Source organism: Streptomyces sp. NPDC005803 (assembly GCF_040630435.1).
GTDB lineage: Bacteria > Actinomycetota > Actinomycetes > Streptomycetales > Streptomycetaceae > Streptomyces.
Window position 1 is genome coordinate 86,556 of record NZ_JBEXXO010000006.1, and the last position, 13,659, is coordinate 100,214.

Here is a 13,659-nt window from a genome sequence, read left to right on the forward strand (position 1 = left end):
CGGGCAGCGCGGGACGGCATGTGAGGGGCGGCGCGCCGGCGTCACCGTCGCCCGGGTGTCCGTGCCCGCGCCGTGTTTACCAGGTCCTGGACCTCGGCGTAGGACGGGACGACCGCGTCGGTCGGCCGCCCGTCCCGGATGGCGGTCGCCTCGGTGAGGGCAACTGCCAGCGCTCTGCGGTAGAGCAACGAGCCGAGGCTGACCCTGCGCACACCCAGCGCGGCGAGTTCGGGAAGTGTGGGACCGGCCGGGCTGTACAGGATGTTTAACGGTACGACGAGCGCCGAGGTCAGCTCGCTGATCCTGTCCGGATCCGACAACCCCGGCACGAACACCCCGTCGGCGCCGGCCTGTTCGTAGAGGGCCAGGCGCTCGGCGGTCTCGTCCTCCTGGCGGGCCGTCCAGTGGGTGTCGGTGCGTGCGTTGACGAAGAGGCCGGGCACCGCGCTCTTGACGGCGGCGATCTTCGCCGCGTGCGACTCCATGGGCGCGAGGGTTCCGTCGGGGCGGCCGTCCTCGAGGTTGACGCCGGCCGCGCCGGCCTCGTACAGGGCCCGCGCCAGCTCGGCCACTTCCGCCACGTCGTCGCTGAACCCCCCTTCGGCGTCGACGGTGAACAGGAAGCCGCCCGCTCCGAGGCGGCGGGCCAGAGTCAAGGTCGCCCCGGCCGTGGCGGCCGCCCCGTCCGGCAGGCCCGCAGCGGCGGCTACGCCCAGACTGGTGGTGCCGACGGCGGCGAAGCCCTGGGCCGTCAGTGCGGCGGCTGAGGCGTAGTCCCAGGCGTTGGGCAGCAGCAGTGGGGTCGTGCCGTGGTGCAGGCGGGCGAACGGGGTGAGCGGTCGCCGCAGCAAGCCCTCGGCGAGGGCGAGGGCGTGGGCCCTGCCGGGGCAGGTGCGGGGCAGCGCGCCGAAGGTGAGAAGCACCGGGTGCGCCCGGTGGGCGGTGGCCAGGTCGAGGAGCACCACGTCACCTTCGGCGATCTCCCGGCCTGCGACCCGGGTGGCCCTGACGGCGACGCGGCGCATCCCCCGCACCGGCGGCAGGTCCCGCAGGACCCGCGCCAACGGAAGACCTTCGCTGCCGGCCGCGGCATCCACGAGCGCGGCCGTCGCCTCGCATGCCTGGACCAGCAGACCGATGCGACTGGCCGCGCACTCCAGAGCGGCCTCGCCCGGCGGGGACGCGGGCACGGCGCCTGACGCGGGCTCGCGGCCGAGCCCGTCCCCCGTGGCCGCGGGGCCGGGATCCGGCCCGGGCGCAGGTGGGGCCAGCCATCTCACCAGCCGGGCGACTGCTTCGTCGGCGGCCGCACTCCCGCCGCCGAAGTAGACCCCGGCCACCTCGGTCACCGCCTCGGCCACTGCTGCGGGCTGCGGCATGCCCAGGGCGTCGGCGAGTGTACGCACCACCCTGACCCGGAGGTCTCCCCCGGGCGCCACGGCTGCCGACTCCCGCAGCGATGCGGGCGTCAGGCGCGCCAGTTCGGACTCGGCCAGAGCCCGCCGCCGCCGGTGCGGCTCCCCGTGACTGAAGCGGGCCACGGTGGCACGCAGCCAGGCGACACTCGCCCCGGCCAGACCGTCTTCCGCGGCCGGCCGGTCCGGGACGAGCGCCGGGTCGGCAAGCGCCGAGCGTACGTCCTCGTAGCGGTCGAACTCATGGGTGGTGTGCGTCATGGCCCCGACGCTAGGGCCGCGACGCTTCGGCGCCGCCCGAACCGTCGCGGCGGCATGATGGCTGTATGTCCTCCCTCTCCGAGACCGCCTCGCTGCTCGCCGACCGTACCCGGGCCGCCTTCTGTCAGGCCCTGCTCGACGGCCGCGCCTGGACCGCGGGGGAGCTCGCCCGGAGCGCCGGGGTCAGCGCGCCCACGGCCAGTGAGCAGCTTTCCCGTCTCGTCGAGGGCGGCCTGCTGGCCGAGGAGCGCCAGGGCCGGCACCGCTATGTGCGGCTGGCGGGCCCGGAGGCGGCCGCCCTGATCGAGGCCGTCGCCTCGTTCGCCCCCGGTGCTGCTCCCCGCCCCCGGACCTTGCGCCTGTCCGGGCAGGCGGGCGCCGAGGCGAAAGCCCGGACCTGCTACGACCATCTGGCCGGTGAACTGGGTGTGGCCCTGGCCGACGCCATGCTCGCCCGGGGTCTGGTCTGCGAAGACGCCGGGCTTACCGTCACTCCGGCGGGCCGGGCGTGGCTGGCCGACGCCCTGGGGTACCGGCCCCCTGCGGGCGGACGCCGGCCCCTGGTGCGGAGCTGCCTGGACTGGACGGAGCGCCGGTCGCATCTGGCCGGACTCCTGGGGGCGGCTCTGTGCGCCACGTCGCTGGAGAGGCAGTGGGTGCGGCGGATCGGCTCCGGCCGGGCGGTGAAGGTGACCCCGGTGGGAGCCCGGACGTTCCGGGAACTGCTGGGCGCGGAGGTCGGCTGAAGCGACGCGAAGGGAGGCCCGGCCTGCTGGTCTCACCTCCGGTTGACCGACCGCCCGCCCCTGCTCCCGGCAGGATGCCCGTGCCCTCCGTCCTCTCCCCCGCCCCGGCGCGGTGTCCTCGGGTCAACCGAGCGCCGGCGGAGCCGGTTGTGCGAGGTGGTGCCACAGGAAGGTATGCGTCAGCGCGTTGTTGTGGGCGGACTGCTCGTTGTCACCGGCGCCCCCATGGCCTCCACCGGTGTTCTCGTGGAGCAGGACCCGGTGGCCGAGTTCACGCAGCCGTGCGGCCGTCTTACGGGCGTGGCCGGGGTGGACGCGGTCGTCCCGGGTGGAGGTCGTCAGGAGCAGCGGCGGGTAGGCCTCGCCGGCGGCAAGCCGGTGGTACGGGGACAGCTCGCTCAGGTGCTCGCGATCGGCCTGGTCGTCCGGGTCGCCGTACTCGGCGATCCAGGACGCGCCGGCGAGGAGCTCGTGGAAGCGGAGCATGTCCAGCAGCGGGACGCGCGCGACGATCGCACCGAACAGGTGCGGGTAGCGGGTGACCATCGCGCCCATGAGCAGTCCGCCGTTGCTGCCTCCGGTGGCTCCCAGCATGGCCGGGGTGGTGACGCCCCGTGCGACGAGATCGGCGGCGACGGCCGCGAAGTCCTCGAAGGCCCGTGCCCGGTCCGCGCCGAGTGCGGCCCGGTGCCAGTCCGGTCCGTACTCGCCGCCGCCCCGGATGTTCGCGATCACGTAGGTGCCGCCGCGCTCCAGCCACGCCCGGCCCGTCACCGCGCCGTAGGAGGGCGTGAGCGAGACCTCGAAGCCGCCGTAGCCGTAGAGCAGGGCGGGGCCGGGGCCCGTGGAGGCGTGGTCGGGGCCGATCACGAAATACGGCACCCGCGTGCCGTCCTCGGACACCGCGAAGCACTGCTCCACGGCCAGGCCGGCCGTGTCGAAGTGGGCGGGCTCCTGCTTGAGGATCTCGGTGCCGCCACCGATCGTCCCGTGGTAGAGCGTGGACGGCTGCAGGAAGCCCGACACGTCCAGGAAGAACTCGTCGGAGACATCCGGATCCGTGTTGACGACGGTCACGGTGGACAGGGCCGGAACGTCCGCGAGCGGCTCGCGCGCCCAGCCGGACCCGGGGGTGGGGGTGAGTACCTCGATGCGGGTGCTGACGTCGTGCATCGTCTTCAGGATCAGATGGTGACGGGTCCACGCGTGCCCGGCCAGAGCGGTCCGGGCGTCCGGGGTGAACAGCACCTCCGGGGTGCGGTCGCCCGCCAGGAAGCGGTCGAAGCCGAAAGCCAGCAGCGAGCCCGCCCGATGTCCGAGCCAGTCCGACTTCAGGTTGACGATCAGGTGCTCACGGTGGGCGTACGCGGTCGCGTCGTCCGGCACATCGATCCGGACGAGCGAGGCGTCAGAGGTGACGAGATACAGCTCGCTGTGGTGGAAGTCCACCGACCGGACGACGAAGTCCCGTTCGAAACCTGGTGTGGAGTCGTGCCGGCCCCCGGCCGCCACGTCTCGCGCCTCACCCTCGAAGACCAGGTCGGCCGCTTCGAGCGGCGTCCCGCGGCGCCATCTGCGGACCGTCCGCGGATAGCCGGATTCGGTGAGGGAGCCCGGCCCGAAGTCCGTGCCGATGAACACGGTGTCGGCGTCGATCCACCCGATCCGGGTCTTCGCCTCCGCCACCTGGAACCCGTCCTCGACGAAGGTCCGGGTGGCCAGGTCGAACTCACGGACCTCCACGGCGTCACCGCCGTCACGCGAGAGACAGACCAGGGCGCGGCCGTGATCGGGGTGGCGTACCTGGGCACCGGCCCACATCCACTTCGTCCCCTCGGTGGCCGCCAGCGCGTCGACGTCGAGGAGGACCTCCCACCGGGGAGCGTCCGTGCGGTACTCATCCAGCGTCGTCCGCCGCCACCCACCCCGTGCGTGCCCGGCGTCCCGCCAGAAGTTGTACAGGAACTCACCGCGACGCGAGACGTAGGGAATCCGGTCCGGCGCGTCCAGCACCTCAAGGAGGCGCTCCTTCAGGGGGCCGAAACCAGGGCCGGACGCCAGCGCGGCCTCCGTCTCGGCGTTCCGCTCGGCCACCCAGGCGAGTGCGGCCTCGCCCTCGACGTCTTCCAGCCACAGGTACGGGTCATCATTGATCACCACCGAATTGTGCAGGCTTCCCACGGGCGGCGGGACCATCTCCGCCGCACGGGGCCGGCGGAGGCCCGGCCCGCTCCCCCGGTCCGCATACCCCGCCAGCGTACGGGCGGGGGCCGGACCGGGACAGGAGAGGTGCGCGGCCGCGCCGGCGTGCGTCCGTCGCCGGTCTGCGCGGATCCGCCGGACGTCCGATCATCGGGGCTATGGCTCCGATTCCTTCCGGCGCCCTCTGGTCGCCGCCGTCGATCGCACCGATGACGGCCGTGCCGGGGCCGCTTCCCGTGCCCGACGCGGACTGGGCGTTCGAGACGAAGTGGGACGGTGTCCGCTGCGTCCTGACCACGACGGGCGACGGATCGGTGCGACTGACCTCGCGCGCGGGGAACGACATCACGGTCACCTACCCGGAACTGCAGGGTCTGGGCAGTGAGCTGCGCGGGCGGGGCGTGGTCCTGGACGGTGAAGTCGTGGTCCTCGACGCGTCCGGCCGCTCCGACTTCGGCCGGCTCCAGAGCCGGATGGGCGTGGCCAACGCACGGCGCGCCGGCCGTCTCGCACTCGACTGCCCCGCCCACTTGATGATCTTCGACGTCATGTACATCGACGGCCACCTCCTGCTCGACGCCCCGTACTACGAGCGCCGTGAAGCCCTGTCAGGCCTGCGACCGGCCGGGGCGCACTGGTCGGCGCCCTCGTACGTGCGCGGACGCGGGGCGCAGGTGTGGGACGCCGTGGTCCATGAAGGTCTGGAGGGCGTGGTTGCCAAGAGGCTCTCGTCCCCGTACACGCCCGGCACCCGATCGGCTCACTGGCGCAAGACCAAGCGGGTGGAGACCCTGGACGTGGTCATCGGCGGGTGGACGCAGCGACGGGGTGCCGCCGCGGGTGTGCCGGGGGCGGTGCTCGTCGGCGTGGCCGGGCCCGACGGGTTGCGGTACGCGGGATCGGTGGGTTCGGGCATGTCCGAGCGCGAACAGAGCGAACTCACCGCGTACTTCGCGGTCATCGCCCGACCGACGTCCCCGTTCGCCGACCAGGTCGACGTGGCGGGCGCGCACTGGGTGGAGCCGCGGCTGGTCGCTGAGGTCACCGCGTCGGAATGGACCAGGGCGGGCCGGTTGCGCCACCCCGTGTGGGAACGGCTGCGACCGGATCTGACCCGGCTGGACTGACACGCGGTGACCGCGCCCGGCGGACCGCCGCGCCCGCCCGGGAACCGGCGGCCCGCACGTCGACGCGGTGCTCAGCTCCGTTGACACCGCCTCGCGTACGGACGGTGTCTCCCTCCGGGGCGCAGGGGCCGGCCGCCGTGCCGTCGAGGGCGGGGCGCCTCATCCATGCGCGACTGCGGCTCCTGGCAGGATCGCTCCATGGCTGAACACGGAGCGGAGCACGGGTACCTTCTGGACAATCAGCAGTCGGAGGCGGGAATCCGCTTCGCTGCTCTCAGCGAATTGTTCGATCCGGTGACGTTCCGGCATGTCGACCGGCTCGGCATCACCGCGGGGATGCGGTGCTGGGAGGTCGGTGCCGGCTCCCTCTCCGTGCCCCTGGGACTGGCCGAGCGGGTCGGCCCGGCGGGAGCGGTGGTCGCCACCGACATCGACGTGTCGTGGGCCCAGGGCGCGTCCGACGGAGTGATCGAGGTGGCGCGCCACGACGTGGCGGCCGACCCGCCGCCGCCCGGGGGTTTCGACCTCGTCCACGCCCGCCTGGTCCTGGTGCACGTCCCCGACCGGGCCGAGGCGCTGCGCCGGATGGTCCAGGCGCTGCGGCCGGGCGGCCGGCTGCTCCTGGAGGATGCCGACCCGGGGTTGCAGCCGCTGTTGTGCCCGGACGAGTACGGCCCGGAACAGCGGCTCGCCAACCGGCTGCGCTCCGGCTTCCGCGCGTTGATGGCGGCCCGTGGCGCGGACCTCACGTACGGACGGACCCTGCCCAGGCTGCTGCGGGAAGCCGGCTTGGAGGGCGTGCGGGCCGACGCGTACTTCCCGGTCACCTCGCCGGCGTGTTCCGTCCTCGAGGCCGCGACCGTGCGGCAGATCCGCGGCCTGCTGGTGGCGGAAGGGCTCGCCACCGACGAGGAGATCGACCGCCACCTGGCCAACGTCGCCACCGGGCTCCTCGACCTCGCCACGGCCCCCATGATCTCCGCGTGGGGGCGCCGTCCATGACCCCGCGGGGCGCGTGCCGTGGCACGGCTGGACCGCCCGGCCGGCAACGCCCGCCTGAAGGCGTATGACCTGGGCGCCGGTCATCAGGCGGTGGGGCGCGAGGAGGGCAAGGCGCAGCCGGGCGGTGCGCCCAGGCGTTCGCGCTGCCCGAGAAAGCCGTGGCGCGCGGCACGGCACAGGGAAGGCCCGCACGAGCGTGTGGACGTCCCAGGGCCCGGCCAGGACGGCGAGGACCTGGAAGCCGAGGTGGCCGGGGAATGGGAGCGGAAGAATCGGCCGGATCGATCAGGAATCAAGAAGCGCGGGTCACGAGGGCCGCCCTAGCATGATCTTCATGGACATCACCATTCACACGAGCTTCCTCCCGCACGACGACCCGGACGCGTCCGTGGCCTTCTACCGCGACATCCTCGGCTTCGAGGTCCGCAGCGACGTGGGGCAGGGCAAGATGCGCTGGATCACGGTCGGCCCCGCCGGGCAGCCCAGCACGTCCATCCTGCTGGCTCCGCCGGCCGTCGACCCCGGCATCACCGAGGACGAACGCCGCACCATCAGCGAGATGATGGCCAAGGGCACCTACGGGTGGATCCTGCTGGCCACCCCGGACCTCGACGGCACGTTCGAGAAGGTGCAGGCGAGCGACACCGAGGTCGTCCAGGAGCCGACGGAGCAGCCGTACGGCATCCGCGACTGCGCCTTCCGCGACCCCGCGGGCAACCTGGTCCGCATTCAGGAGCTTCGCTGAGCCGTGCGGCCATGGTGGCCGGCGACGGCCTCCCGCAAGGGGTGCGGCGGCCCGCCCCGCAGCCGGCCGCCGTACCCCGGGTAGTCACAGACATCGACGAAACGGAGCTCGGATGTGTCACCCCGCGTGGGGGCGCGCACGCATCACGGCGCAGCGCCTGAGTGACCTCGCACGGCTGCGCCGCGTACGCGACCGGATCGACCGGGAGTACGCGCAGCCGCTGAACGTCGAAGCCCTCGCTCTCGAAACCGACATGCCGGCCGGGCTCCTCAGCCGCCAGTTCCGGCTGGCGTACGGCACGTCGCCGTACGCGTACCTCACGGCCCGTCGCATCGAACGCGCGGCCGCCTTGCTGCGGCACGGCGACCTCGGCGTGGCCGAAACCTGCCGCGCGGTCGGCTGCCCGTCACCGGGCATCTTCCGTACACGTTTCGCCGAACTCGTCGGAGTCCTGCCTCATGTCTATCGGGACCGCTCGACAGGCCCCGGGGCGGCAATGACGCCGTGGGTTCCGAAGCAGGCGGCGAGGAGGCCGGCCGTCCAGCCGGAACCGGCCCGTATCTGAACGGGCCTGGTGAGACCGCATGTGAGGGGCGCGCCGGACTCCGTCGCTCCGCCGAGGAGCCCTTCCCGAGGGAGAGGGCTTGATGGAGGCGTACGGAAAGCCACGGGGCCCGGGGCTCCCCGTGCGGCCTCCAGCCGTCGGAGACCCTGTCGTGACGAGCGCTTCACCCGTGGACCGGGCGTCGGCCGGGCCGCCCGGGTGACGTGACCGGCAACCTGGAGGACGTACGGAGGGCCGAGCAGGGAGGGTGGGGCCGCGTCCGGACGGGGGCCGCTGCTCACCGTTGGCGCAGCAGGCGCCCCTGCTCCTGTTTCAGCCCGACGAAGCCCTGCCGCGCGTACGCGGCTATCTCCTCGCTGGGGAAGGGCACCACGGACAGGTGCTGGTCGTAGCCGCCCTGTTCCCATCGGGCGACTGTGATCTCGTAACCCGAGACGTGTGCGCACAGCTGGAGCAGGATCGGCGGCATCGCCGAGCCGCTCAGGAGGTCGGCGTGCCTGATGACGAGATCCCGCATCGCCTGGATGTTCGGGAGGAACACGGTCGTGACCCACAGCCGCCATTCGGCGAGTTCCTCCTCGGAGGGCGGTGTCTCATGGGTGAAGGGGGACCGCCCGTCAGGGCGGGCGTTGCGCTCCAGGAATGCGCCGAAGATACGGCTGTTGGCCTCCGTAAGGGCGTACAACGGCCCGTAGAAGTCGCTGAGCTGACGATTCGTACGCGCCAGTCGTTCCTGACGCTGCGACAGGCGCAGACCGTTGAGATACGTGGCCGCGAAGCCGATGAAGGCCAACGCGATGGTGACGGCAACCGTGATCATGACGCGATGCTAGGTCTCGTCACCGGTCCATGAGCCCGTCCGGGCGGCTCCGCGATGGTTCGCCGTAGCGTCCGACAGCCGGGTTACGCATGCCGATCGCGGCAGGCCTCGGCGACCGTACGCCGACGGTGTGTCAGCCGAGGGTCGGACAAGCGCCCGGCGTCCCTCCCGGAGCCGTCACCGACACGTACAGCCCTCTTCGTTGTACGCCGATGACCCGGGGCGGCCCCGCGCCGGACGCGGACCACAGGTCGCCCGCCGCGACGGGCGAGGGACCACGCTCAGCCCTCCTCATCATCAGCCGTTGACAAAGCGGAACGCTGATCCGTATTGTAACTGGAACAACGTTCCGCTTTGGGCTTCCCGGAGCCGGACCCCTTCTGACCGCCTCATCCGCCGCCGGCCGCAGGCCGCGGCAGAGGTTCTTGAACGGATGCGCATTCCATGACTTCTTTCCACCACGCGGCCGGCGCCCCCTCCGCCTCGCCCACTCCCGTTCTCTCGATCGCGCCGGTGGTGCTGCCCGTTCCCGGCCGGGCCGTGGACCTGCGGATGCGGATCTCCGCGCCCGTGACGGGACGTGATCTGCCCGTCCTGCTGCTCTCGCACGGACAGGGCTACTCGCACCACCTCTCGTCGCTGAACGGCTACGCCCCTCTCGCCGACTTCTGGGCCGCACACGGCTTCGTCGTGATCCAGCCCACCCACTTGAGCTCGTCGACGCTGAGCCTGGATCCGGAGACGCCCGGGGCACCGATGTACTGGCGGTCCCGGGCCGAGGACATGACGCGCATCCTCGACCGGCTCGGTGCGATCGAGGCCGCGGTACCCCACCTCCTCGGACGCCTGGACCACAGCAAGGTCGCCGTGGCCGGGCACTCGATGGGCGGGCACACGGCGAGCCTGCTGCTCGGCGCCCGGCTCACCGATCCGGAGGACGGAACGGAGGTGAACCTGACCGAACCCCGCATCAAGGCGGGCGTACTACTGGCGGCGCCCGGCCGGGGAGGCGACGCACTCAGCGCGTTCACGGCCGAGAACCTCCCCTTCCTCCTGACCACGGACTTCTCCAGGATGACGACGCCCACGCTCGTGGTCGCCGGCGACAAGGACGCATCCGCCCACCTCACGGTGCGGGGCCCGGACTGGCACGCCGATCCCTACACCCTCGCGCCGGGCCCCAAGTCCCTGCTCACCCTCTTCGACGCCGAGCACGGCCTCGGCGGCATCTCCGGATATGACGTGGCCGAGACCACGGACGACAACCCCGAGCGGGTCTCCGCGGTCCAACGGCTCACCTGGGCCTATCTCCGCTCGGAGCTGTACCCCGGGGATCCGGCCTGGCAAGCGGCGCGTGAGGCGCTGGCGGCCGGCCCGCTCGGCCGCGTCGAATCCAAGTAGGGCAAAGGCCTGGAGACCGGCAGGCCTTGGCCGCCGCCGCGGAGCGACCACGCCGGCGGCCAAGGCCTCACAGCCCCCTGGCTCCGTCGATCCGTTCGCGGAGCAGGTCCGCGTGCCCGTTGTGCCGGGCGTACTCCTCGATCATGTGAATCAGCACCCACCGCAGCGACACCGTTCCGCGCCAGGCGTCGTGCCCCTGGACGTCCAGGTGGGGCGCCCGCCTGACCAGGCGGTCGGCGAACGCCACCTCCGCCCGCCACGCCGCCCAGGACGCCGCGACTGCCGCAGGGTCGGTAGGCACCGCTTCGAAGTCACCGTCGGCGTTGTCCTCGGAGCAGAAGAGAAGAGGGGCGTCCTCCCCGGCCAGTACCTTGCGGAACCAGCGGCGCTCCACCTCCGCCAGGTGGCGTACCAGGCCGAGCAGGGAAAGCGTCGACGGCTCCACTGACCGCCGGCCCAACTCCCCTTCCAGACCAGCGCACTTCATCTCCAGCGTCGCGCGCTGATCTCCGAGGAAATCGGTCAGCATGGCCTTCTCGCCGCTGGTTCCGGAACCGCTGAACCGGCGGTCGCGGCCGGGCCCGGCGCCCGTGAACATCTCAGCTCGTCTGCTCGATGTGGTCATGGCGCTCATCGTCCACCCCGGCCGTCGGGGCCCGACGACAGGCTTCCCCTCCGCCCGACTGTCCGGCGGCGCACCGCCACGCGGGCGTCGGGCGTCGGAAGCGCGGCCCGGTGATGGCCGTGGCGGGGTCGCGGCCACGCGGCAGGTGAAGGAGCGGCGGTCGGGGCGCGGCGGAAGGTCGCGAGCCCCCACTGCCGCACGGACCTGCGTGCCGGAACAGCCGCGCCCCGATGAGCCAGGGCAACGGGGATCTGATGGCGCTCCGGCTCGTCCTGCCCGCTGTCCGCTCGGCATGGGCGCGGCCGGTGTCGCCGGGGGAAAGGGAATACCCACCTCTCGCCACTCTCAACTTATAGCGCAGTGGGGGGCTTGCGGCAAGGCCCCGGTCATACCGCAGAATCACTCGTCGATGCCAGAAGCTGCGGAAATGGGAGATGCACGAAGTGCGTATGTCTTTGCCGGTTCACGGGTGGTGGGGTGGCGGCGACCCGGTGGTGCGACTCGCCGTGCGGTGGGCACCGAGCGACGAGGCGCGCAAGGGCGCGTCGGCGGACTCCCCGGGCGCGGCCTCGGATCGGAGCTGATGACATGAACCCCCTGACCACCAGCGCGTTCGACCTTCCCGACCGCCTCTCACCCAAGGCCGACCCGACACTGATCGCCGGGGACGAGAAACACTTCGCGGCCATCGCCGAGTGTCTCGATCAGTCGATAGCCGAACTGTCCGCGCGCCTCGACGCCGAGCGCAGATCGCCCGGCGGCATGGGCCGTCAGGCGATGGACCGGGACATCGAGATCCACCGGCTGACCGCCCGGCTGCGCGCGTTGCGCCGGTTCGGCCTGGATCTGTGCCTCGGGCACATGGCCGGCGCGGACGGCTCCGAGCCGGTGTACGTCGGGCGGCTCGGTCTCACGGACAGCACAGGCCGTCGCCTGCTGCTGGACTGGCGCTCTCCCGCGGCCGAGCCGTTCTTCGGAGCCACCCACGCCAACCCGATGGGGCTGGCGAGCCGCCGCAGGTACCGCTGGACCCGCGGCCGGGTCAGTGACTACTGGGACGAGGTGTTCACCCCGGACGGCGGCGTCGGGCGCGCGGCGCTCGACGACCAGTCCGCCTTCATCGCCTCCCTCGGCGACAACCGGTCGGCACGGATGCGGGATGTGCTCGGCACCATCCAGGCCGACCAGGACGCCATCATCCGTGCCGGATCCCGTGGCGCTCTCGTCGTCGACGGCGGTCCGGGTACGGGAAAGACCGTCGTAGCGCTGCACCGTTCCGCGTACCTCCTCTACTCCGATCCCCGCCTCGGCCACCACCGCGGCGGCGTGTTGTTCGTCGGCCCGCACGAGCCCTACCTGGGCTACGTGGCCGACGTCCTGCCCAGCCTCGGGGAGGAGGGCGTGCAGACCTGCACCCTGCGCCACCTCGTGGCCGAGGGGGCCACGGCAACGGTCGAGGCCGACCCTGACGTGGCCCGCCTGAAGTCGTCCGCGGATCTGGTGAAGGCGATCGAGGCGGCCGTCAGGTTCTACGAAGAGCCCCCCGCCGAGGGGATGACGGTCACGACCCAGTGGTCCGACATACCGCTGACCGCCGACGACTGGGCCGTGGCGTTCGAAGCGGCACCCGGCACTCCGCACAACGAGGCGCGGGATCAGGTCCTGGAGGAACTGGTCACGATTCTCGTGGACCGGCACGACGGCGATGTCCCGGACGGCCTCCTCCGCACGTCCCTGATGCGGAACCGGGAGCTGCTCGCGGTCCTCGACGGTGCGTGGCCGCTGATCGAAGCGGCCGACCTCGTCGGAGACCTGTGGTCGGTGCCCGCCTACCTGCGCACGTGTGCTCCCTGGCTCAGCCGCGACGACGTCTCGCGGCTGCAGCGCCGGGACGCCCAGGCCTGGACGGTGTCCGACCTGCCGCTCCTGGACGCGGCGCGCCAGCGGCTCGGCGACCCGGAGACGTCACGGCGCCGGCGCCGGCACGAGGCCACCCTCGCCGCCGAGCGCGAGCACATGGCCCACGTCATCGACGCCCTGCTCGAGGCCGATGCCGACGGCGAGGGCGCGGTCACCATGCTGCACGGACAGGATCTCAAGGACACCCTGGTCGACGGCTCCTCACCGCCGGGCGGCGAACCCGACCTGCTCGCCGGTCCATTCGCGCACATCGTCGTGGACGAGGCGCAGGAACTGACGGATGCGGAATGGCAGATGCTGCTGCTCCGCTGCCCCTCCAAGAGCTTCACCATCGTCGGGGACCGCGCCCAGGCCAGGCACGGGTTCACGGAGTCGTGGCAGGAACGGCTGGAGCGGATCGGGCTCGACCGGATCGACCAGGCCTCCCTGAGCATCAACTACCGGACACCTCAGGAAGTCATGACGGAAGCCGAGCCGGTCATCCGCGCCGCGCTCCCCGACGCGAACGTGCCGACCTCCGTCCGCAGCAGCGGTATTCCCGTCGTCCACGGATCCGTTGCCGAACGCGACACCATCCTCGACACCTGGCTCGCCGCGCATGCCGAGGGGATCGCCTGTGTCATCGGCGATCCCACGTTCCGGGCGAGACCCCGGGTCCGTTCCCTGACCCCGGAGCTGTCGAAGGGGCTCGAATTCGACCTGGTCGTCCTCGTCGACCCGGAGGAATGCGGCACGGGCATCGAAGGGGCGGTCGACCGCTATGTCGCCATGACCCGCGCGACCCAGCGGCTCGTCATTCTCACGAGCTCCTGAACGTGCCTGACCGTCCG

Annotated in this window: 11 protein-coding genes; 7 read left to right on the top strand and 4 right to left on the bottom strand. The window is 72.2% G+C overall.

All coding sequences use genetic code 11. The features are described 5' to 3' along the window. Positions 1 to 41: 41 nt before the first annotated feature. Complete coding sequence (locus ABZ454_RS10975) at positions 42 to 1,676, bottom strand: isocitrate lyase/phosphoenolpyruvate mutase family protein (protein WP_359537247.1); 1,635 nt, start codon at positions 1,674 to 1,676, stop codon at positions 42 to 44. A 65-nt stretch (positions 1,677 to 1,741) separates the two neighbouring features. Here ABZ454_RS10975 and ABZ454_RS10980 point away from each other — a divergent pair, with 65 nt between their 5' ends. After that, positions 1,742 to 2,422, top strand: a complete 681-nt coding sequence (locus ABZ454_RS10980; protein ID WP_359537249.1) for a winged helix-turn-helix domain-containing protein — start codon at positions 1,742 to 1,744, stop codon at positions 2,420 to 2,422. A 123-nt stretch (positions 2,423 to 2,545) separates the two neighbouring features. Here ABZ454_RS10980 and ABZ454_RS10985 read toward each other — a convergent pair whose 3' ends face one another. Then, positions 2,546 to 4,579, bottom strand: coding sequence for a prolyl oligopeptidase family serine peptidase (locus ABZ454_RS10985; protein WP_359537251.1), 2,034 nt, complete (start codon positions 4,577 to 4,579; stop codon positions 2,546 to 2,548). Positions 4,580 to 4,782: 203 nt separating this feature from the next. On the opposite strand from ABZ454_RS10985, the gene ligD reads away from it, so the two are divergent. The 4 genes from ligD (at position 4,783) to ABZ454_RS11005 (ending at position 8,063) form a co-directional block, all read left to right on the top strand. Beyond that, positions 4,783 to 5,751 (top strand): non-homologous end-joining DNA ligase, encoded by a 969-nt coding sequence (gene ligD, locus ABZ454_RS10990; RefSeq protein ID WP_359537252.1) that lies wholly within the window; start codon positions 4,783 to 4,785, stop codon positions 5,749 to 5,751. A 198-nt stretch (positions 5,752 to 5,949) separates the two neighbouring features. Then, entirely contained in the window at positions 5,950 to 6,753 is an 804-nt protein-coding gene (locus tag ABZ454_RS10995) for a methyltransferase domain-containing protein (protein WP_359537254.1), read from the top strand. 334 nt (positions 6,754 to 7,087) lie between these two features. After that, entirely contained in the window at positions 7,088 to 7,498 is a 411-nt protein-coding gene (locus ABZ454_RS11000) for a VOC family protein (RefSeq protein ID WP_356319883.1), read from the top strand. A 112-nt stretch (positions 7,499 to 7,610) separates the two neighbouring features. Beyond that, the gene (locus tag ABZ454_RS11005; RefSeq protein WP_359537256.1) at positions 7,611 to 8,063 is read left to right on the top strand and encodes a helix-turn-helix transcriptional regulator; all 453 of its coding nucleotides are present in this window, start codon (positions 7,611 to 7,613) and stop codon (positions 8,061 to 8,063) included. Between the two features lie 277 nt (positions 8,064 to 8,340). Here the strand turns inward: ABZ454_RS11005 and ABZ454_RS11010 are convergent, their stop codons facing one another. After that, entirely contained in the window at positions 8,341 to 8,883 is a 543-nt protein-coding gene (locus ABZ454_RS11010) for a hypothetical protein (protein WP_359537258.1), read from the bottom strand. Between the two features lie 444 nt (positions 8,884 to 9,327). Here ABZ454_RS11010 and ABZ454_RS11015 point away from each other — a divergent pair, with 444 nt between their 5' ends. Then, complete coding sequence (locus ABZ454_RS11015; protein WP_359537260.1) at positions 9,328 to 10,284, top strand: chlorophyllase; 957 nt, start codon at positions 9,328 to 9,330, stop codon at positions 10,282 to 10,284. A gap of 67 nt (positions 10,285 to 10,351) precedes the next feature. On the opposite strand, the gene ABZ454_RS11020 is transcribed toward ABZ454_RS11015, so the two are convergent. Next, positions 10,352 to 10,909: a DinB family protein gene (locus tag ABZ454_RS11020; protein ID WP_359537261.1), complete on the bottom strand. Its 558-nt coding sequence runs from the start codon at positions 10,907 to 10,909 to the stop codon at positions 10,352 to 10,354. 588 nt (positions 10,910 to 11,497) lie between these two features. Between ABZ454_RS11020 and helR the strand changes: the two genes are divergently transcribed. Further along, positions 11,498 to 13,642 carry an RNA polymerase recycling motor ATPase HelR gene (helR, locus tag ABZ454_RS11025; RefSeq protein WP_359537263.1) on the top strand — a complete coding sequence of 715 codons (2,145 nt, stop codon included), beginning with the start codon at positions 11,498 to 11,500 and terminating at the stop codon, positions 13,640 to 13,642. Positions 13,643 to 13,659 lie beyond the last annotated feature (17 nt).